Raw genomic sequence first — 18,610 nt, 5'->3', positions numbered from 1 at the left:
TCTGATCGCAATCCGCTATATTCCGGCTAAATCCCGGAAACCGCCGCTGACCTCAGCGGTCACCCAGTTCCGCCCGGGTGTCGGCGAACCACTTCTGTGTTCCGACCAACCCCGCGGCGATGTCCTTACGCGCCCCGTTGAATCCGTAAAGGTTGCCCGCGTACCGAGTCAACACGGACCCCTCGTGCTCTTCCACTTCTTCGAGCACCGCACCATCCCCCAACAGATAGGCGACGTCCGCGATTTCCCCCGGTGTCCACTCACCCCGGAACGCCTCCCACCCCCGCTCCCGCACGGCAAGCGCCCGCTCCACCAACTTGGCCCGCAAGGCCGCCCGCTCACCCTCCCCGGGCTCCCGGGACTTCAAATGCTCCCAACTAACCGGCTCCGCACCCATCCCAACCACACCCTTCCGTCAACCCCCACCCCAACCTATCCCACCCCCACCAGGCCCAACGCCCCGCCGGTCCCTCACCGCACCGCGTCGGCGAGCAGCTCCTGCCACCGCAGTAACACCAGGTCGGTGTATGCTGCCGCGTCAATCTTGTAGGCCCCCAGCGCGTATCCGTCATTGGCCTCGACCAACGCGGTCCGTCCGTCCGCCAGTACTCCGAAATCGATCGCGTATGCGGCCGGGGCCGTCCGGGACGCGCGATATTTCGCGAGGGCTTCGCGTACCACGCCCATGTCCACCGGCACGGACGCGTCACCGTCGTAGTGATCCACACCGACGACGTCGGCATCGATGACGTACACGCGATACTCCGACACCCAGGTCACCACCTCGGCGCACCAGATGCGTTGGCGCCGTGTGACATTACCGAGCGCGGCGATGTCGCGTCCGGACCAGCAGACCGCACCGGTGAAGCTCTTCCTGCGATCCGCCGGCTTGACGAACGTGGGTGGTACCGAACCAGTTTCCATCGCACGCTCGAGCTCGCCCAGGGTGCAGGTCCACACCTTCCGGTGCAGGAATTCGCGCAGGCAGTCCGGATAGTCGTCGGGCTCGGGGATGGGCACGCCCAGCTGACGCAGCGCGCCGTGCACGGCGTCCATGTCACCGGCGAGGAAGGTATCCGGTCCCAGCGGCAGCTGACGGCGGTGCACACGTTTGATCGTGTAGTGCCGCACCGGAATTCCACGCTCGAGCAAGCCCGCCGTCAGCAGCGCTTCCTCGTGCCGCAGCGGTCCGCTGCCAGCGTGCTGCAGATAGGCGATCGTGAACATGATGCGCCCATCATGCCGTGGTCAGAGGGTGGGGAGGCGGGCGGTGCGGACGAAGAAGTCGTCTATTTGTTTTATGGCTTCCAGGAAGTGGGGGAGGTCCACGGGTTTCGTCACGTAGGCGTTCGCGTGGAGGCGGTAGCTGCTCAGGACGTCTTCCTCCGAGGCGGAGGTGGTCAGGACCACCACGGGGATGGTGCAGAGGTCGGGGTCGGATTTGACGCGTTCCAGGATTTGGCGGCCGTTGTATTTCGGGAGGTTCAGGTCCAGCAGGATCAGGTCGGGGCGGGGAGCGCCGGCGTGGGGTGGCTCCCGGAAGAGGAAGTTCAGGGCCTCCAGGCCGTCTCGGGCCACGAAGACGGTGTTGTGCGCCTCGTTCTCGCCGAGGGCCTCGAGCGTCATCATCTCGTCCCCGGGATCGTCTTCCACGAGCAGGACGGTGATGGGGTGGCCGAGAAGGTGCACAGAGCGCTCCTGGACTGTGAGGGGTCCCCGGCGGACGGCGGGGGTCGTGGGGGTGCGAGGACATGCTGTACGCGGCCACGACGGCGACCCCGGCCCGGCGGAAATCCGGGCGGGGCGAGCGCGCAGCGGCCCGGCGACCCACGGATGCGGGCCGTCGCGGCGAATGCTGGAACGGCAGAGCTAGAGACGGAACCCCGGCGTCGGCGAGTCGCCGCGCGGGTGTCTCCTGGAAACGGTGATGTTCATTACGCGCGTCTGCCGATGCCTTCCCAGGGGTCGGATACGAACCGTTGCCACCGGGGTCTGGGGTGGAAAAGGGATGAACCGAACATACTGGCCGGCAGCCACTTTCGGTTCGGAACAGATGATAGCCCGGCGCAATCGGAAAGGCCGTGTTCAGCGGCCGGCGGGACGTCCGTCACGTCCGGAGCGGGCCGCGGCACCGTGTCGTAGCGAGCGTGCGGGGTAGTGCGAAAGGACAGGACAACGACGCACGGGAGGTTGGTATGTCCTATGACAGTGAAGCGCTGCTGAAGGTGCTGGCTCGTTTCGCGCGCCTGTTACCCACCGAGTACGACGTGCCCACGGCGCTCGACGAACTGGTCGACGGCGTGGCGACGGTGCTCGATCTCGCCGGCGCGGGCGTCTCGCTCTACACCGACGGGCAACTGCGCTTCGTGACCGCGCCCAACGAGGCCATCGCCGCGATCGAGCGCTGCCAGGAAGCCACCCAGCAGGGCCCGTGCATGGGGGCCTTCGACTCGGGCCTGCCGTTCCCCGTCACCGACCTCGCCGAGCACGCCGAGAGATGGCCGGACTACACGGCCGTCGCCGCCGAGCACAAGATCGTGTCCGCGGCCGGAATCCCCATGCATCTGGGCGAACCGGTCGGTGTGGTCAATCTGTACGACGTCACCCAGCGGGAATGGAAGCCGGCCGAACTCGAAGCGGCTCGCGTGCTGGCCGACATCGCCACGGGCTATGTCGTCAACGCGGACAAACGCCGGCAACAGCAACAACTGATGGAGCAGCTGCAGCACGCGCTCAAATCCCGCGTGGTGATCGAACAGGCCAAGGGCGTCATCGCCACCACCCACCGCATCACCACCGACGAGGCGTTCGAAACCATCCGCCGCTACGCGCGCCAGAACCAGTTGCGCCTGCACGCGGTAGCGGCGGCCATCGTGGACGCGGGCCTGCGGTTATGAGCCGGATCCGCTGACCGGCTCGGTCGCGCCGCTCAGCCGGTCGAAGGCGCCGGCGATGTGCGTGATGCGCGACTCTTCGAGCTCCGGCCGCGGATAGGTGGACCGGAAGATGGCCTCCCCGTCGAACATGTGAATCAGCGAGGTGGCCAGCAACCGGGCCATATCCGCGGGCAGCGCGGGCGAGAGCGCGGCTACCGCCAGCTCCTCGACCTCGGCGAGCAGCGCCCGTGCCACCGGCTCGAGGCGTTCGCGCAGATCGGCTTCGGTACGCGCGGCGACCAGCAGTTCGAACCACACCGCGTTGGTCCGATGCCGGATCTGCCCGCGCACCCGCACCATGAGCTCCACCAGATCGATGGGCCCGGTGCGGTTCTCGGGCCGGATCACCTCGGCCGCACTGCGAATGTGCCGGTGCCGCACCTCGTTCGCCGCGGCCACGACGAGATCGGTGCGAGAGTCGAAGTGCCGGAAGATCGCACCCTTGGAAATCCCGGCACGCTTGCTGATCTCACCCAGCGAAGCCCCGTGATACCCGACCTCGCCGATGGCCTCGATGGTCGCCTCGACCAGCGCGGCGACGGTGGCCGCGCTGCGCTCGGCCTGGGTGCGGCGTCCGATCGTCGCCGTCATCGGCCTCCCGCCCGCAGGAACCGGCCGGTGCGGCGTTTGCCCAGCACCGGCGCCGCGACGCCGTCGCCGAACACGAATTCGCCGCCGATGAAGACCGCCGAGACGGTGGCGTCGTTGCGATTGACCATGCGGGACAGATTGTCATACGCGGGAATGACGTCCTCGGCGTAGGCGTCCAGGCTCGCGTCGAGGTGCTCGGGATCGATGACGATCAGATCCGCGCGATCGCCCTCGCGCAGGCGGCCCGCGTCGATGCCGTACCAGTCCGCGAGCTCGCCGGTCATGCGGTGTACCGCGCGCTCGAGCGAGATGATCGGGCGCCCCGCCTGTTCCGCGCGATGGATCCGGTGCAGGAACCGCAGCCCGAAGTTGTAGAAGGCCATGTTGCGCAGGTGCGCGCCCGCGTCCGAGAAGCCGAGCTGCACACCGGGATCCGCGCTGTAGCGGTCCAGGATCTCGGGCCGGTGATTGGAGATCGTGGTGCGCCAGCGCAGTTTGGTGCCGTACTCCACGACCAGGTCCAGGAAGGCGTCGACCGGGTGCAGGCCACCGCGGTCCAGGCCCACCTGCCCGAAAGTCTTGCCGATGACCGCGTCGTCCGGGCACTCCACGATCTCGGCGTCGAAGAAGTCCCGATGCCACACGCGCATACCGAATTTGGCGTCGTACTCTTTGCGGAAGCGCCGCCGGTACGTCTCGTCACGCAACAGCGCGTTGCGCTCGACCTGATCGGCCAGGTGCAGCGCGGCCGCGCCCGCCCCGAACTCCTCGAAGATCACCAGGTCGATGCCGTCGGCGTACACCTCGAACGGCACCGGCAGATGCTGCCAGCGGAAGTCCCCGCCCAGCGCGTTCAGCAGCCGCGCCAGCGGCCCCATGATGTACACCAGGTAGGGATTGGCCTTGAGGTCGGCCGCGGACAGCAGGGTGGTCTTGAGCCGGGGCCGGAACAAACCCAGCGTGCTCAGCGTCATCGCGGCGATGCTGCGCGGCGAGGCGATGTCCGGCCCCGCCTGCAGAACCCGATCACGCTGTCGCAGAATGCGATTGAGCCGCCGCCGTTCCTTGGCCCGCGCGTAGGTCGAGGGCAGCGTGCGCGACCGGGCCACATCGCCGTCGAGCCTGTCGAACAACAGCTGCTGGGCCGACATCCCCACGAAGCCGGCGTCCAGCGCCTCGCACAGCGCGCCCTCCATGGCGGCCTGTTCGGCGGCAGTGGGCCGCACGCGCTTGCGGGTGGCGCGGTCCAGGCCCATCAGCGCGGTGCGCACATCCGAATGTCCCAGCATGGCAGCCACATTCGGCCCCAAGGGCAACTCTTCTAGAGCCTCGACGTACTCGTGCGCGGTGCGCCAGGTCTTCTGCTCGACCGCCTCGATCACGTGCTGACGCGGAATCGCCTCCACCCGCCCGAACAGATCACCGGCGTCGGTGGCCTCCACGTGCACCGTCGAGAGCGAACACGACCCGAGCATGATCGTGGTGATCCCGTGCCGCACCGACTCCGCCAGCGCGGGGGCCTGCAGCACCTCCACGTCGTAATGCGTATGTATGTCGATCATTCCGGGCACCACCCACTTGCCGGCGGCGTCGATGACGTGCGGGCAGCCGGTCTCGTCGAGCGGTTCGGCCGAGACCGCCGCGACGCGATCCCCGCGCAGTCCGAGGTGGCGAAGGGCGGAGGGCGCGCCGGTGCCGTCGAACCACCGGGCGCCTTTGATGATCGTGTCGTAGGTCACACGAACATTGCAACCGATCGGTTACTAACTGTCAATACGCAAAAGAAACAAGCGCTTTGGGCAGGGTGCACGAGCCCGCAGGGATTCAGGATCGGGCTGAGCGCAACCATTCGGTCGGCCCGTCCCTCGGACTTACGGTGTCCGCACACTTCTTCTCGGGTGAGGACACCGTCCATGACACTGCAATTGGCGCCCCTCGCGCCGGCCGTTTCCCCGGCTCTCGTCGAGGTCGACACCAAGGAATCGGGGACCCGGCTCCGCCGCGTGATCGGTTCGGCGCGCAAGGCCTCCGGGTTGGTGCTGGTCCTGGTGCTGTGGCAGCTGGGCGCGCGGGGCTGGCTCGGTCCCACGACACCCGCGCCCTCGGAGGTGATCGAGGCCGGCTGGGAGCTGATCCGCACCGGCGAGCTGTGGCGGCACCTGGCGGCCTCCTCGCAGCGGGTCGCCATCGGCCTGAGCATCGGCATCTCGATCGGCCTGGTGCTGGGCGCGGCGGCCGGATTGTTCCGCGCCGCCGAGGATCTCGTCAACGGACCTTTGCAGGCGCTGCGCATGCTGCCGACCCTGGCGCTGGTTCCGGTGTTCATCATCTGGTTCGGCATCGGGGATCCGTTCAAGATCGCGCTGATCATCGTCGCGCCGGTGTTCCCGATCTACCTGAACGTGCTCGCCGGCATTCGCGGGGTGGACCGCCGCCTGGTGGAGGCCGCGGAATCGCTGGGCCTCAATCGATTCGAGCTGACCACCAAGATCATCCTCCCGGGGGCGCTGCCGCAGATCCTGGTCGGTCTGCGCCAGGCGCTGGGCATCGGCTGGCTCACCCTGGTGGTCGCGGAGATGCAGACCACCCCCGTCGGGCTCGGCTTCCTGATGAACGACGCCAAGGAGTTCCTGCGCACCGACCAGATCTTCCTGGTGCTGGTCATCTACGCGGTGCTCGGCCTGCTCACCGATACGTTCGTGCGCCTGCTGGAACGACGATTCCTGGCCTGGCGCACCGGATTCGAAGGACAGTGATGACCACGAGCACCGGCGCGGGCGTCCGCATTCGCGGCGCGGCGCGCAGTTTCGCCGGGCGCAGCGTCCTGCGCGATGTGGACCTCGACATCGCCCCGGGTGAATTCGTGGCCCTGCTGGGCGCGAGCGGATCGGGCAAGAGCACCCTGCTGCGCGGGCTCGGCGGCCTCGATCGCGGTTTCAGCGGGGTGTTCGAAGCGCCCAGGACCAAGGCCATCGTCTTCCAGGAGCACCGGCTCATTCCGTGGATGAACGTGTGGCGCAACGTAACCCTGGGCGTGGACCGCGGCTCGAAGGGGCAAGCGCTGGCCGCGCTCGAGGAGGTCGGGCTCGCCGCCAAGGCCGATGTCTGGCCCTCGACGCTGTCCGGCGGTGAAGCCCAGCGGGTCGCGCTGGCCCGCGCCCTGGTCCGCAACCCCGAACTGCTGCTGCTCGACGAGCCCTTCGGCGCGCTCGACGCCCTGACCCGGCTCAAAGCCCAGGCCCTGGTGGCTCGCCTGTGGACTCAGCACCGGCAGGCGGTGCTGCTGGTCACCCACGACGTGGAAGAGGCGCTCCTGCTGGCCGATCGCGCCCTCGTACTGCGCGACGGCGTCATCGCCGAAGCCTTCGACATCACCGTGGCGCGCCCGCGCTCGGTGGTGCACCCCGAATTCTCCGCACTTCGCCGCCGGCTGCTCCTCGCGCTCGGCGTCAACCCCGATGCACCGACAGGAGCGGACCTATGACCGACACATGGCAGCGCAGCACCGACGTCCTGGTGATCGGCGGCGGCCCCGCCGCCTGCTGGGCCGCGATCCACGCCCGCGAAGCCGGGGCGCAGGTGATCCTGGTCGACAAGGGCTACACCGGAACCAGCGGCGCCACAGCGCCTTCGGGCACCGGCGTCTGGTACGTGGCCCCCGAGGCCACCGCCCGCGCCAACGCCAAGGCCAGCCGCGAGGCCCTGGGCGGGCACCTGGCCGACCACTACTGGATGGACCGGGTACTGGATCAGACCTACACGAACATGAACCGCCTCGCGGTCGAGGGGCGCTACCCGTTCCCCGCCGATCCGAACACCGGCGAACCGGTGCGCACGGGCGTACAGGGACCCGAGTACATGCGCCGCATGCGCGCCTGGCTCAAGCGCCTCGACGTCGAAATCCTGGACCACTCACCGGCTTTGGAGTTGCTGGTCGACGCCGACGGCGTGGTTCGCGGCGCGGCGGGCTATCAGCGCCAACTCGACCGTGACTACCGCATCGCGGCGGGTGCGGTGGTGCTGGCCACCGGCGGCTGCGCCTTCCTGTCCCGGGCGCTGGGCACGAACGTGAACACCGGCGACGGCGCGCTCATGGCGGCCGAGGTCGGCGCGCGGTTCTCGGGCATGGAGTTCTCCAACGCGTACGCCATCGTGCCCAAGGGCTCCACCGTCACCAAGACCGCCTACTACGGCTACGCCACCTTCTTCCACGAGAACGGCGACGTCCTCGAGGGCGCGGGCTCGACCAAGGGCCGCTCGGTTATCGCCCGAACCCTGCTGTCGGAGAAGGTGTTCGCGCAGCTCGACCGCGCCGACGCCACCGTGCAGGAGCAGATGCGGGTCGGTCAGCCCAACTTCTTCCTGCAGTTCGACCGGCGCGGTATCAACCCCTTCACCGACCGGTTCGAGGTGGATCTGCTCGCCGAGGGCACGGTCCGCGGCACCGGCGGCATCGATGTCGTCGACGAGCAGTGCGCGACCTCGGTGCCGGGCCTGTACGCGGCCGGCGACGCGGCCACCCGCGAACGCATCTGCGGCGGTTTCACCGGCGGCGGCAGCCACAATTCGGCGTGGGCCATGTCCTCGGGCAGCTGGGCGGGCCGGGGCGCGGCCGGATTCGCGCTCGCGGGAACGCGTCCCGATCACGCCGCGCTCACCGGCGCGGGCCGCACCGGGCTGCACCCGGATGCGGGGGAGCAGGTCACCGCCGACGAGGTGGTGGCCGCCGCCCAGCGGGAGCTGATCCCCTTCGAGAAGAACTACCTGCGCCACGGCGACCGCATTCGCCCGGCCCTGCGGGCACTGGACGGTGTCTGGGAGCGGGCGCGCGGGCTGTCCGGGACCACCGGCGACGAGCGGGTCCGCAACCGGCAGGCCGCGGCCATCACCGCGGTCGGGCGGCTCATGTACGAATCGACGCTGGCGCGCAAGGAAACTCGCGGCATGAGCAAGCGCGCGGATCATCCCGACCTGGATCCGGGCCAGCACCATCACATTGTCTCCGGCGGACTCGACAGCGTGTGGACCGCGACCACCGCCACCGCCAATACCGGACTGGCGGTGGCCTCATGATCGAACTGGTACGCGCGGACGACTGCATCGCCTGCGACAAATGCGTCGACGTCTGCCCGACGAACGTGTTCGACCGGACCGAGAGCGGCATCCCGCTCATCGCCCGCCAGTCGGACTGCCAGACCTGCTTCATGTGCGAGGCGTACTGCCCCGCCGACGCGCTCTACGTCGATCCGAACGTGACCGCGCTGCCGGATCCCACCCTGATCCCGCAGGACCACATCGGCCGCTACCGCAAGGAAATCGGCTGGGGCCGGGGCCGCAAGCCCGGCAGCCTCATCGCGGTCGGCCCCCGCCTGCCGCACGGTGCGCCACCCCCGCGCCTCTCCGAACTCTGATCTCCCCGAAAGCTTTTCATGTTCAAGCTCAAACGCGTTCTGCCCGCCGCCCTCGCCGCGCTCGCACTGGTCGTGTCGGCCTGCTCGTCCGGCGACGACGGGTCGGCGACCCGAACCAAGATCGAAACCCTGCGCATCGGCGTCATCGGCAGCGGCAACGTGCTCACCGGCCCGCTCGGTTTCGCACACCAGCGCGGCGCGCTGCTGCCCGCGCTCGCGCCCCTGGGTGCGGAGAAGATCGAGGTCTTCAGCTTCCCCAACGGGCCGGACCTCAACCAGGCGCTGGTCGGCGGCCGGCTCGATGTGGCCACCTACGGTGACACCCCGGCGCTGGTGGCCAAGGGCAGCGGTCTGCAGACGCGGCTGCTGGCCATCGCCGCGGTCGGCTACAACGCCGGTGTTGTCGCCAAGAATCCAGCCATCAGGACGCTGAAGGACCTGGCGGGCAAGAAGGTCGGCGTGCAGTCCGGCTCGTACATCGACCGCTACCTGCAGGGCGCGCTGAAGGCCGAGGGCGTCGAGGCGGCCCAGCTCATCCACCTGCTGTCCACCGATGCCGAGGCGCCGCTGACCAGCGGCGAGATCGACGCCGTCGCGCTGCCGGACACCAACCCGAACTCCTACCTGCGGGCGTTCCTGGCCAAGGGCTTTCACCAGGTCGATTCGATTCGGGACAATCACCCCACGCTGGCGGGCACCAGCTCCTCGGTGAGCAGCCAGCCGTTCCTGGACACCAACCCCGACTTCGGCGGCACGTGGCAAAAGGTGCTGTCCGAAGCGAACAAGTACGCCCAGGATCACTGGGACGAGTACGTGAACTACGAAGTCGCGCAGTCGAAGCTGCCCGAGGCGGTGGTTCGCGCCGCGGCCCAGCGCGACTACTTCCCCGAGGACGTCTTCTCCGAGCGGGGGATCACCCTGCTCACCGGTACCAAGCAGTTCCTGGTGGAGCAGAAGAAGATTCGCGAGGACTTCGACCTCCAGCAGTGGTTCTACCGGCCGGAGCAGACCAAGAAGGGCTGAGACCCGGGTATCGACGCCCGCTGGGATCCCAGCCGAGTTCGGGGGCGGCATCGTGCACACGCGATGCCGCCCCCGAACGGCGTCACGGTGCGCGTACCGCGACGCGGGAGGAGTCGGGTGACCTACCGGCGTGCCTCCTGGAGCGCCGGGCCATGGTGTCGGCCAATTCGCCGCTGCGGGAGCGCGGGCCGGGTTTCACGGGCGCGGAACGCCGGGTTCTATGGCGGGTCGGCGTACAGCGTGGTCAGCGCCGCCGCGCGCTCGCGCAGGGTGGCCCGCAACCAGGCCGGGGTCAGTGCTTCCCCGTGGGTGCCCAACTGCCACACCGCCCATTCCGCGTGCCGGGGATCCTGGAACGTCACCGTCATGCGCAGCCGGCCGTCCGGCTCGGTCGCTTCCGCGAGCACGGCCAGCACCGTGCCCACGAGCTCCTCGCGCCGCACCGGGTCGACCCGGACCTCGACCGTCACCTGGTCGCCGCCGGTGCGGAATTTGACGCCGTGCTCGCGCCACATGCGGTCCAGATCGACCTGGTCCGGCCGTTGCGCGGGTTCGTCGAGCTCCTCGGCGTCCAGGATGCGCGAGAGCCGGTAGGTCCGTTCGGCCCCGGACCGCATGGCCAGCAGATACCCGTTGCCGCGCACCGTGACCAGGCCGATCGGGTCCACCGTGCGCCAGCTCGTCTCCCGATCCAGCGCCGTGTAGTGGATGCGCAGTCGGTGCCCGGCCAGCACCGCGCGCCGCACCGCGGTCGCGATGGGATCGGGCAGTTCCTGCCCACCGGTCGTGCGCGAGAACAGATCGACCTCCGGGTCGATCAGCAGCCGTTCCGCCGCCCCGGACGCGGTGATCCGATAGCTCTCCGGCAGCGCGTCCACGACCTTGCGCATGGCCGAGGCCAGCGGTGAGGCGAGGCCGAAAGCCTGTGCGCCACGGCGTGATCCGGCCACCAGCAGCGCCAGGGCCTCATCGTGATTGAGTCCGGTCAGTTCGGTCTGGAAGCCGGGCAGCAGTGCGAACCCGCCGAGCCGCCCGCGTTCGGCGTAGACAGGCACGCCCGCCGCCGAGAGCGCATCGATATCGCGCAGCACCGTGCGCGTGGAGACCTCGAGCTCCCGGGCGAGCGCGGGCGCGGACATGCGGCCGTGCCGGCGCAGCAGCAGCACCAGCGACACCAGACGATCCGCACGCATGAAAAAATCTTGTCACAAATACACGACACAAGATGTCGTGATTCGCTGGCAGGGTTGTTCTCATGACCGAGAACAAGATCGCAAACCACCCCCACGAACTTGCCGACCTCTTCGTCCAGCTCGCCAACGCGGGCGACGTCGACGCCCTCGTCGCCCTGTACGAGCCCACCGCCGTCCTGGCCTTCCCGCCCGGCAGCGTCGCCACCGGCCACGCCGAGATCCGCAAGGTGTACGAGGGGTTCGTCGCGCACGCACCGGTGCTGGTCCCGGGGCGGCAGCATCCGACCCTGGTCAGCGAAGACGTGGCGCTGACCGCGACCACCCTCACCACCGGTGAGATCGCCGTCGAGATCGCGCGCCGCCAGCCCGACGGCACCTGGCGCTACGCCGTGGACCAGCCGGTGCTGCTGCCGTGATCCGGCGGCGGTGGGCTCGGCCGGTCCGAGCCCACCGCCGGGCCGCGGCGACATCAACCTGGCGCGCACCCATCGGCGCGCCACCGATCGACTCGGGTACGCCATGACACGAATCCTGACAATCGGCGTCTACGGCTTCACCGCCGAGACCTTCCTCGACACGCTCGCCACCGCGGGCGTGACCCTGCTGCTGGACCTGCGCCAGCGCCGGGGCGTGCGCGGTCCCGACTACAGCTGGGCGAATTCGCTGCGGCTCCAAAGCGCCCTCGCCGCAACCGATATCGAGTATCGGCACATCCGGAACCTCGCCCCGACCACCGAGTTGCGTCAGCTGCAATACCGGGAGGACGACAGGCGCGGGGTAGGCAAGCGCAATCGCGTGGCCCTGGCCCCGGAATACACCGAGCGCTACACCCGCGAAATCCTGACCCCGTTCGACCTGGACGCCCTCGTGGCCGGGCTGCCCACGGACGCGTCCGTCGCGCTGTTCTGCGTCGAACGCGACGCCGGCGCCTGCCACCGCTCCCTGGTCGCGGCGCGCCTGCGCACCGATCTTGGGATGGCGATCACGGACCTGCACCCGGCGGCGGCTATGACAAGGGAGCCGTAGCATCCTCCGAATTCCGGACAGATATGGCGTAACCCGCTGGTGGGGGCCGAGTTTGGGCTGGTCGCGCGTACCATGGCCGGTGAGCGGATGATGGCCGATGTCCCCGTGCCGACAAACCCGCCCAGCGCGTCGATCGATCAGCGTGGCGTGACGAGCCGGGCTTCGTAGGCGAAGATCGCGGCCTGGGTTCGGTCGCGCAGGTGGCGTTTGTCGAGAATTCGGCTGACGTGGGATTTGGCCGTCTGTTCGGAAATGACCAGATCTCCGGCGATTTCGAGGTTGGAGCGGCCACGCGCTATCAGAGTGAGGACCTCTATCTCCCGGCCCGTGAGGCCCGCCAGGCGGTTCTTCACCGGGGCGGGGGGATCGGCCCGGGCGGCGAACTCTTCGAGCAGGCGGCGGGTGACCGATGGCGCGAGCAGCGCGTCGCCGCGCGCGACCACCCGGACGGCGTCCGAAAGCGCTTGGGCCGAAGACTCTTTGAGCAGGAAGCCGCTCGCCCCCGCGCGCAGTGCGGCGTAGACGTACTCGTCGAGGTCGAAGGTGGTCAGCATGATGACGCGGGTGGACGGGGCGGCGGCAGCGATGCGGCGGGTGGCTTCGATGCCGTCCATGACCGGCATCCGAACATCCATCAGCACGATGTCGGGACGATGGTGTTCGACCTCGTGGATCGCTCGCATGCCGTCCTCGGCGAGCGCGACGACGTCGATGTCGGGCTGAGCGTCGAGCAGGACGGCGATGCCCTCGCGAACCAGGCGCTGATCGTCGGCCACCAGCACGCGAACGGTCATGGCTTCGGCTCTCCGATCGGCAGGGAAACGGCGACGCGGAACGCGCCTGACGCGTCGGGTCCGGCGTGAAATGTGCCGCCCAGCAGTGTGACTCGTTCACGCATGCCCGGCAAACCCTGCCCGGTGCCGGGTGCGGTGCCGGCATCGCGACGGATCTCGTTGTCGATCCGGATTCGAATCCGTTCCGGGGCGATGTCGATCGCGATCCGCAAGGGCGCTCCGGGGGCGTGCCGCAGGGCATTGCTCGAGGCTTCCTGCACGATCCGATACGCGGAGAGACCGAGGCCGGGTGGCAATCCGGCGGGGTCGCCGGTCACCGCGCAGTCGACGGGGGTTCCGGCGGCGCGCACCGAGTCGATCAGGGCATCGATGTCGGTCAGGGCGGGCTGGGGGAGTAGTCCGGTCTCCCCGGAGCGCAGCACACCCAGGATGCGCCGCATCTCCCCGAGCGCGGTCACCGCGCTGTCGCGAATGGTGTCGAGACCGGCGAGGGTGGGAGGGGCGGCCGCGGGGTCGCGAACCCGGATCGCTTCGGCCTGGATTGCGATCACCGACATATGGTGTGCCACCACATCGTGCAGCTCGCGCGCGATACGCGCGCGTTCCTCGAGCAGGGCCCCGCGTTCGCGCTCCCGGTCGACGGCATCGCGCTGGCGGCGCAGGGTGCGCCTGGTTTCGAGCAGAGCGCGGGACGCTCCGCCGGCCACCAGTGCGAGACCGGCCAGGACCGCCAACTCGATCGACCCGGCAACCGCGTCCAGGGGGCGTAGCGCCACGGTCAGCCCGACGGCGAGAACCAGTGACACACACCAGTACCCGGCCGCGATGCGTGGTGCCGTGCCGAACGCGATGAGCGCGAGCACGGCGAGGTGGCTGTTGAACATCGGGTCCACCCACAACCCCGCGTCCACCCACACCGAGCACAAGGCCGTCGCCCCGGCCGAGATCGCCCACGCGGCGTGCGGTACGCGCACCGCTATCAGCAACGCGAGCCCCTGCGCCAGGGCCAGCCCGAGGGCCTGCCGGTTCGACAGGCCGGTATCGGATTGCAGGGTGTGCAGCACTATCGCGAAGGTCAGAATCGTCAGCACGGCCGTCGCCGCGAGCCATCCCCACTGCCGGACAACGGGATTCGCGAATCGATTCATACGTCACGCCGATCGAACAGCACGCCCGCGCCGGCCAGCGCGAGCATCGAGTATCCGAACATCACCGCCAGGGCGGCCCAGCCACCCAGGGTTCCCAGGAGCTCGGGCGCGGCGTCCGAACTCTGTGCCAGTTTCGCGACGACCGCCGACGGACTCGCCCCGCTCACCCACGGCCCGGCCCCGCCGAGCAGCGGACCGAGGATTCCGGGCAGCACGGCCACCGACAACATCAGCGCGACCGCGCCGGCGGACGATCGCAATGCCACGCCCGCCGCCACCCCGAGGCAGGCCATCGCCGGATAGCAGGCCGCGACCCCGAGCAGCGCCGGAAACGCATCGCCCGCAGCGTATTTCGATGGATCGAGCAGCGTCGTGCCGAGAGTCAATGCCAGACTGCCGGACAGCGTCCCGACAGTGCTCGCCACGAGCACCGCGACAAGCGTCTTGGCCGCGAGAACCACCTGGCGGCGGGGCCGGGCGGCCAGCACCGCCCACAGCGTGCCCGTCGAATACTCGGTGGTCACCAGCAGTGCGCCCCAGGCCCCGATCAGGGCGAGACCCAGCTCGGCTCCGGTCAGCGACCCACCGAGCACCGTATCGTCCGGACGCAGGCTTTCGGTGAGCCCGACCAGCAGCGCCACCGCCGGGCCGAGCAGCGTCGTCAGCAGTGGCAGCGCGCTGAGCGACCGCACCGATCGGACCTTGTGCGCCTCCGAACGGACCTGTGCGGCCAACATTCACGCCACCTCCCCGGCGACCCGGTGCCGATGACGCCCGTGCGGGGTGACCAGGTCGGTGTACACATCCTCGAGCGAGGCCCGCTGTTCGGTCAACTCGGAGACGATCACCCCGGCCTCGGCCGCTATCGCACCGACGCGGGCGGCGGGCACGTCCCGGATCACCAGCCGGTGTTCGGCATCCGGTTCGATCCGGTCCGCGCCGATTCCGGCGCGGGCGAAAGCCCTTGCCAGCGCGGCATTGTCGTCGGATCGAACCCGGATGGCTCCCGCCGTGCTCCGGGCGATGAACGCGGGCATGGGTTCATCGGCCAGTAATCTGCCGCCGCCGATCACGAGTAGGTGATCGGCCACCAGCTCCATCTCGCTCATGACGTGACTCGACAGCAGCACCGTGCGACCCTGTCCGGCCTGCCCGCGCAGGAAGCCGCGCAACCATCGAATGCCCTCGGTATCGAGCCCGTTGGTGGGTTCGTCCAGCAGTAGCACCGCGGGATCGCCGAGAATGGCCGCGGCGATGCCCAGGCGCTGCAACATGCCGAGGGAGAACCCGCGCACCCGCTGCCGCGCGACCGAACCCAGGCCGACGACGGCGAGCACCTCGGCCACGCGCGCGCTCGGAATCGCATTGCTCAGCGCGAGCATGGTCAGGTGATCGCGGGCGCGCCGATCCGGATGTACCCGGCGGGCATCGAGCAGCGCCCCGACAGTTCGCAACGGTTCACGCAGGGTGCGATAGGGCCGGCCGCCGATCAGCACGGTGCCCCGGCCGGGCAGGTCGAGGCCGAGGATCATGCGCATGGTCGTCGATTTTCCGGACCCGTTGGGGCCGAGGAAGCCGGTCACCCGGCCGGGCTCGATTGTGCAACTCAGCTCCGAAACCGCAACTGTCGCACCGTAGTTCTTGGTCAGGGCATCGCATTCGATCACGCATTCCACGCTATGACCGCGGTTCGCCGACCACATCCGGCGAAGGAGTGCACCCGCGCATCACTCTCGAGGACCATTCGGCACGATCCGATCGCATCGCGCATCCGCCCGGGCGACCACTCGCTGCGCCGATGTCGGCCGAGCGTGCTGACCGGCGGAACGAGAAGACGGGCCGAGGTGATGTGGGCATCGTCCGCATACCGCCATGTCGGCTGGATTGGATGGATGCCAGATCCTGCTCGGCCGATAGCGGGGCGCTCGATCGTTATCCGGTGGGCGAACCGCGTCGAACAGGACGAGCCGACTCGGCGGGAGAGGACTGTCCGCGACCCCGGACATGGGCGGGGGCAAGGAGAGAAATCATCCTTGCCCCACTTCAATATATAGCTCACCCCGGGGCTTGCGGCAAGGCCCGGGTGATGCTGCACAATCATCGGCCGAAGCCGGTACCTGCGGAAATCGGGTTTCGCGACGCATCCGCGCACCGCTTCGCCCGGGGGTTCCGCAGCAGGTGGAATCTCCGGATGAACGGCGCGGGGGAGTCGGGAACGCTCGGTGTGGAGCGGCCGGCCGAGGTGGATCGAGGGAACGGAGAGTTCATGATTGATGTGATCGTGGCCGGCGGCGGGCCGACCGGGATGATGCTCGCCGGTGAATTGCGGCTGCACGGGGTGGAGGTGGTCGTCGTCGAGAGGGACCCCGAACCGACGCCCGTCGTGCGCTCGCTCGGGCTGCACGCGCGCAGTATCGAGATCATGGATCAGCGTGGCCTGCTGGATCGATTCCTCGCGCAGGGCACGAAGCATCCGGTGGGCGGATTCTTCGCGGGCATTCCCAAGCCGTCACCCGAGGGGCTCGACACCGCGCACCTGTACACCCTGGGCATTCCCCAGACCCGCACCGACCGGTTGCTCACCGAGCACGCCCTCGAATCCGGCGCCGAGCTGCGGCGCGGCTGCGCGGTGACCGGGCTCGACCAGGACGAGCAGGGGGTGCGGGTGGAACTGTCGAACGGAACGAGTCTGCGGGCGCGGTACCTGGTGGGGTGCGACGGCGGCCGCAGCACCGTGCGCAAACTGCTCGGCGTGGACTTTCCCGGCGAACCCGGCACGGTGGACACCCTGCTGGCCGAAGCGAAGTTGACCGCGTCCCCGGAGTACATCGACGAGATCGGGGCCGAAGTCCGCAAGACCCAATTACGTTTCGGCGCAATGCCGCTGGGCGACGGTGTGTACCGGATCGTGGTCCCCGCCGCCGCGGTCGCCGAGGACCGTTCGGTGCCGCCGACCCTGGACGAGCTCAAAGCGCAGCTGATCGCGACCGGCGGCACCGACTTCGGCGTGCACTCGCCCCGCTGGCTCTCACGCTTCGGCGATGCCACCCGCCAGGCCGAGCGCTATCGCGCCGGACGGGTGTTCCTGGCGGGCGACGCCGCGCACATTCACCCGCCCACCGGCGGGCAGGGGCTGAACCTCGGCGTCCAGGACGCGTTCAATCTGGGCTGGAAGCTCGCGGCGGCGGTCAACGGCTGGGCGCCGGAGAATCTGCTGGACACCTATCACGCCGAACGGCATCCGGTCGCGGCCGAGGTGCTCGGCAACACCCGCGCGCAAATGCAGCTGATGCTGCTGGAGCCGGGGCCGCAGGCGGTCCGCAAGCTGGTGGCGCGACTGCTCGACTTCGAGGATGTGAACCGCTATCTGACCGAGATGATCCTCGCGATCGGCATCCGCTACGACTTCGGCCCCGGCCCCGACCTGCTCGGAAAGCGCCTGCGCGACATCGAATTGAAGGAAAACGGCCACCTCTACGCCCGCATGCGCCGGGGCCGTGGTCTGCTACTCGATCAAACCGGCAGGCTGTCGGTGGCAGGCTGGGCCGATCGCGTGGACCTGATCTCGGACGCCAGCCACGAGCTCGACGCGCCCGCCGTACTGCTCCGCCCCGACGGTCATGTCGCATGGATCGGTTCCGAGCAGGCGGATCTCGCCGACCACCTGCCGATCTGGTTCGGCACAGCCACCGGGTAGTGCGCCTGGTTGGGCCGGCCGATTTCGAGAGGGTCCGGAATCGGCCGGTACCTGTGCAATTCATCCAACCGAGTCCCGTGACTCCTGGCCCAGCCACTCCGACGTTCGGGGAGATACGGGGGCCGGTGGCTGGAGGACGTTCATGCACATCCGCGCGCAGTCGGCGGCGAGCTCGGCGGCGGTCATGGTGATCGCACCGGACAACCATTCCTCGATGATCTGGTCGACGCCGCCGGTGATGAACAGGCTGGCGCGGCGGAGCCGGGCGGGGTCCGGGGCGAATCCCAGGGCCGCGGGGGCGTATTCGACGACCAGGTCGGCGACGGTGTCGACCACGGCGCGGCGGCGCTGGGCGAGGGCGCCGATGCCTTTGGGGTCACTCGAGATGATGCGATGTAGATGCGGGTCGCTCGCCACGGCTTCGAAGAACGCCTCGAGCGCCGCGACCAAACGCGTTTCGGCCGGTCCGGTGCCCGCCAGTCCGGCAGTCACCATCGCGGCCAGCAGTTCGTCGCGGACCTGGTCCGCGACCGCGAGCAGGAGTTCGTCGAGGTTGGCAAAGTGCTCGTAGAAGTAGCGCGGAGTGAGGCCGGAGGTTTTGCATACGCCCCGCACGGTGACCGCGGTGATGCCCGACTCTCCCCACGCCGCGGTCGCCGCGGCCAGTAGCCGATCACGGCGGGCGGAGCTGCGTTCCGCCGCACTCACACCGCCGTAGGGACGGGACTCCTCAGACATTGACAGCAGTGTAATCGGCTCCTACATTCTGATAACGCTCGTATGCAGAATAC

At 69.0% G+C, this 18,610-nt stretch carries 20 protein-coding genes; 9 read left to right on the top strand and 11 right to left on the bottom strand.

Annotated elements, in window-relative coordinates:
* Positions 1–52 precede the first annotated feature (52 nt).
* The 3 genes from ACFVBH_RS00925 to ACFVBH_RS00915 all read right to left on the bottom strand — a co-directional run bounded on the left by ACFVBH_RS00925 (position 53) and on the right by ACFVBH_RS00915 (position 1,689).
* Positions 53–397, bottom strand: a complete 345-nt coding sequence (locus tag ACFVBH_RS00925; protein WP_354991504.1) for a hypothetical protein — start codon at positions 395–397, stop codon at positions 53–55.
* A 74-nt stretch (positions 398–471) separates the two neighbouring features.
* Positions 472–1,227 (bottom strand): ATP-grasp domain-containing protein, encoded by a 756-nt coding sequence (locus tag ACFVBH_RS00920; protein ID WP_378998584.1) that lies wholly within the window; start codon positions 1,225–1,227, stop codon positions 472–474.
* A gap of 21 nt (positions 1,228–1,248) precedes the next feature.
* The gene (locus ACFVBH_RS00915) at positions 1,249–1,689 is read right to left on the bottom strand and encodes a response regulator (protein ID WP_354991503.1); all 441 of its coding nucleotides are present in this window, start codon (positions 1,687–1,689) and stop codon (positions 1,249–1,251) included.
* 506 nt (positions 1,690–2,195) lie between these two features.
* Between ACFVBH_RS00915 and ACFVBH_RS00910 the strand changes: the two genes are divergently transcribed.
* Positions 2,196–2,897, top strand: a complete 702-nt coding sequence (locus ACFVBH_RS00910) for a GAF and ANTAR domain-containing protein (RefSeq protein WP_354991502.1) — start codon at positions 2,196–2,198, stop codon at positions 2,895–2,897.
* On the opposite strand, the gene ACFVBH_RS00905 is transcribed toward ACFVBH_RS00910, so the two are convergent.
* Together ACFVBH_RS00905 and ACFVBH_RS00900 are read right to left on the bottom strand one after the other, a co-directional pair.
* A complete protein-coding gene (locus ACFVBH_RS00905; RefSeq protein WP_378998581.1) occupies positions 2,892–3,527 on the bottom strand; it encodes a TetR/AcrR family transcriptional regulator in 636 nt (211 codons plus the stop codon). The two genes, ACFVBH_RS00910 and ACFVBH_RS00905, sit on opposite strands and share 6 nt — an antisense overlap.
* The gene (locus tag ACFVBH_RS00900; RefSeq protein ID WP_378998579.1) at positions 3,524–5,266 is read right to left on the bottom strand and encodes an amidohydrolase family protein; all 1,743 of its coding nucleotides are present in this window, start codon (positions 5,264–5,266) and stop codon (positions 3,524–3,526) included. The genes ACFVBH_RS00905 and ACFVBH_RS00900 overlap by 4 nt, the downstream gene beginning before the upstream one ends.
* Before the next feature lie 174 nt (positions 5,267–5,440).
* Here ACFVBH_RS00900 and ACFVBH_RS00895 point away from each other — a divergent pair, with 174 nt between their 5' ends.
* From ACFVBH_RS00895 to ACFVBH_RS00875, 5 genes are read left to right on the top strand one after another with little or no spacing between them, the layout of a single operon-like run.
* Positions 5,441–6,283, top strand: a complete 843-nt coding sequence (locus ACFVBH_RS00895) for an ABC transporter permease (protein WP_378998577.1) — start codon at positions 5,441–5,443, stop codon at positions 6,281–6,283.
* Positions 6,283–7,011, top strand: coding sequence for an ABC transporter ATP-binding protein (locus tag ACFVBH_RS00890; protein ID WP_354991498.1), 729 nt, complete (start codon positions 6,283–6,285; stop codon positions 7,009–7,011). The genes ACFVBH_RS00895 and ACFVBH_RS00890 overlap by 1 nt, the downstream gene beginning before the upstream one ends.
* Positions 7,008–8,600, top strand: coding sequence for an FAD-binding protein (locus ACFVBH_RS00885; RefSeq protein WP_378998574.1), 1,593 nt, complete (start codon positions 7,008–7,010; stop codon positions 8,598–8,600). The genes ACFVBH_RS00890 and ACFVBH_RS00885 overlap by 4 nt, the downstream gene beginning before the upstream one ends.
* A complete protein-coding gene (locus ACFVBH_RS00880; RefSeq protein WP_354991496.1) occupies positions 8,597–8,938 on the top strand; it encodes a 4Fe-4S dicluster domain-containing protein in 342 nt (113 codons plus the stop codon). The genes ACFVBH_RS00885 and ACFVBH_RS00880 overlap by 4 nt, the downstream gene beginning before the upstream one ends.
* Positions 8,939–8,956: 18 nt before the next feature.
* On the top strand, positions 8,957–9,961 hold the full coding sequence (locus tag ACFVBH_RS00875; protein WP_378998572.1) for an ABC transporter substrate-binding protein: 1,005 nt from the start codon (positions 8,957–8,959) through the stop codon (positions 9,959–9,961).
* A 218-nt stretch (positions 9,962–10,179) separates the two neighbouring features.
* Here the strand turns inward: ACFVBH_RS00875 and ACFVBH_RS00870 are convergent, their stop codons facing one another.
* A complete protein-coding gene (locus ACFVBH_RS00870) occupies positions 10,180–11,154 on the bottom strand; it encodes a helix-turn-helix transcriptional regulator (protein WP_378998570.1) in 975 nt (324 codons plus the stop codon).
* A gap of 62 nt (positions 11,155–11,216) precedes the next feature.
* Between ACFVBH_RS00870 and ACFVBH_RS00865 the strand changes: the two genes are divergently transcribed.
* Together ACFVBH_RS00865 and ACFVBH_RS00860 are read left to right on the top strand one after the other, a co-directional pair.
* Positions 11,217–11,570, top strand: a complete 354-nt coding sequence (locus ACFVBH_RS00865) for a nuclear transport factor 2 family protein (protein ID WP_354991493.1) — start codon at positions 11,217–11,219, stop codon at positions 11,568–11,570.
* 10 nt (positions 11,571–11,580) lie between these two features.
* Positions 11,581–12,180, top strand: coding sequence for a DUF488 domain-containing protein (locus tag ACFVBH_RS00860; RefSeq protein ID WP_378998567.1), 600 nt, complete (start codon positions 11,581–11,583; stop codon positions 12,178–12,180).
* A 137-nt stretch (positions 12,181–12,317) separates the two neighbouring features.
* Here ACFVBH_RS00860 and ACFVBH_RS00855 read toward each other — a convergent pair whose 3' ends face one another.
* Genes ACFVBH_RS00855 through ACFVBH_RS00840 form a run of 4 tightly spaced genes read right to left on the bottom strand, consistent with a single transcriptional unit; the run spans position 12,318 to position 15,789 of the window.
* Positions 12,318–12,974 carry a response regulator gene (locus ACFVBH_RS00855; RefSeq protein WP_378998565.1) on the bottom strand — a complete coding sequence of 219 codons (657 nt, stop codon included), beginning with the start codon at positions 12,972–12,974 and terminating at the stop codon, positions 12,318–12,320.
* Positions 12,971–14,122 carry a sensor histidine kinase gene (locus ACFVBH_RS00850; RefSeq protein WP_378998563.1) on the bottom strand — a complete coding sequence of 384 codons (1,152 nt, stop codon included), beginning with the start codon at positions 14,120–14,122 and terminating at the stop codon, positions 12,971–12,973. The genes ACFVBH_RS00855 and ACFVBH_RS00850 overlap by 4 nt, the downstream gene beginning before the upstream one ends.
* Complete coding sequence (locus tag ACFVBH_RS00845; RefSeq protein ID WP_378998561.1) at positions 14,119–14,859, bottom strand: hypothetical protein; 741 nt, start codon at positions 14,857–14,859, stop codon at positions 14,119–14,121. Before ACFVBH_RS00845 ends, ACFVBH_RS00850 begins: the two co-directional genes overlap by 4 nt.
* Positions 14,860–15,789 (bottom strand): ABC transporter ATP-binding protein, encoded by a 930-nt coding sequence (locus ACFVBH_RS00840; protein ID WP_378998559.1) that lies wholly within the window; start codon positions 15,787–15,789, stop codon positions 14,860–14,862. It lies immediately after the preceding gene.
* Positions 15,790–16,388: 599 nt separating this feature from the next.
* Here ACFVBH_RS00840 and rox point away from each other — a divergent pair.
* A complete protein-coding gene (rox, locus tag ACFVBH_RS00835) occupies positions 16,389–17,819 on the top strand; it encodes a rifampin monooxygenase (RefSeq protein WP_378998557.1) in 1,431 nt (476 codons plus the stop codon).
* Positions 17,820–17,879: 60 nt separating this feature from the next.
* On the opposite strand, the gene ACFVBH_RS00830 is transcribed toward rox, so the two are convergent.
* On the bottom strand, positions 17,880–18,557 hold the full coding sequence (locus tag ACFVBH_RS00830) for a TetR/AcrR family transcriptional regulator (protein ID WP_378998555.1): 678 nt from the start codon (positions 18,555–18,557) through the stop codon (positions 17,880–17,882).
* Positions 18,558–18,610 lie beyond the last annotated feature (53 nt).

The organism is Nocardia sp. NPDC057668, assembly GCF_042799795.1.
GTDB lineage: Bacteria > Actinomycetota > Actinomycetes > Mycobacteriales > Mycobacteriaceae > Nocardia.
This window is presented reverse-complemented; position numbering and strand designations above follow the sequence as displayed.

What these genes read in the sequence shown, in the direction of transcription:
- ACFVBH_RS00870 (WP_378998570.1), bottom strand. Translation starts at nt 11,154, where the DNA reads ATGCGTGCGGATCGTCTGGTGTCGCTGGTGCTGCTGCTGCGCCGGCAC.
- ACFVBH_RS00895 (WP_378998577.1), top strand. Translation starts at nt 5,441, where the DNA reads ATGACACTGCAATTGGCGCCCCTCGCGCCGGCCGTTTCCCCGGCTCTC.
- ACFVBH_RS00910 (WP_354991502.1), top strand. Translation starts at nt 2,196, where the DNA reads ATGTCCTATGACAGTGAAGCGCTGCTGAAGGTGCTGGCTCGTTTCGCG.
- ACFVBH_RS00875 (WP_378998572.1), top strand. Translation starts at nt 8,957, where the DNA reads ATGTTCAAGCTCAAACGCGTTCTGCCCGCCGCCCTCGCCGCGCTCGCA.
- rox (WP_378998557.1), top strand. Translation starts at nt 16,389, where the DNA reads ATGATTGATGTGATCGTGGCCGGCGGCGGGCCGACCGGGATGATGCTC.
- ACFVBH_RS00845 (WP_378998561.1), bottom strand. Translation starts at nt 14,859, where the DNA reads ATGTTGGCCGCACAGGTCCGTTCGGAGGCGCACAAGGTCCGATCGGTG.
- ACFVBH_RS00830 (WP_378998555.1), bottom strand. Translation starts at nt 18,557, where the DNA reads ATGTCTGAGGAGTCCCGTCCCTACGGCGGTGTGAGTGCGGCGGAACGC.
- ACFVBH_RS00925 (WP_354991504.1), bottom strand. Translation starts at nt 397, where the DNA reads ATGGGTGCGGAGCCGGTTAGTTGGGAGCATTTGAAGTCCCGGGAGCCC.
- ACFVBH_RS00920 (WP_378998584.1), bottom strand. Translation starts at nt 1,227, where the DNA reads ATGTTCACGATCGCCTATCTGCAGCACGCTGGCAGCGGACCGCTGCGG.
- ACFVBH_RS00855 (WP_378998565.1), bottom strand. Translation starts at nt 12,974, where the DNA reads ATGACCGTTCGCGTGCTGGTGGCCGACGATCAGCGCCTGGTTCGCGAG.
- ACFVBH_RS00850 (WP_378998563.1), bottom strand. Translation starts at nt 14,122, where the DNA reads ATGAATCGATTCGCGAATCCCGTTGTCCGGCAGTGGGGATGGCTCGCG.
- ACFVBH_RS00885 (WP_378998574.1), top strand. Translation starts at nt 7,008, where the DNA reads ATGACCGACACATGGCAGCGCAGCACCGACGTCCTGGTGATCGGCGGC.
- ACFVBH_RS00890 (WP_354991498.1), top strand. Translation starts at nt 6,283, where the DNA reads ATGACCACGAGCACCGGCGCGGGCGTCCGCATTCGCGGCGCGGCGCGC.
- ACFVBH_RS00880 (WP_354991496.1), top strand. Translation starts at nt 8,597, where the DNA reads ATGATCGAACTGGTACGCGCGGACGACTGCATCGCCTGCGACAAATGC.
- ACFVBH_RS00905 (WP_378998581.1), bottom strand. Translation starts at nt 3,527, where the DNA reads ATGACGGCGACGATCGGACGCCGCACCCAGGCCGAGCGCAGCGCGGCC.
- ACFVBH_RS00865 (WP_354991493.1), top strand. Translation starts at nt 11,217, where the DNA reads ATGACCGAGAACAAGATCGCAAACCACCCCCACGAACTTGCCGACCTC.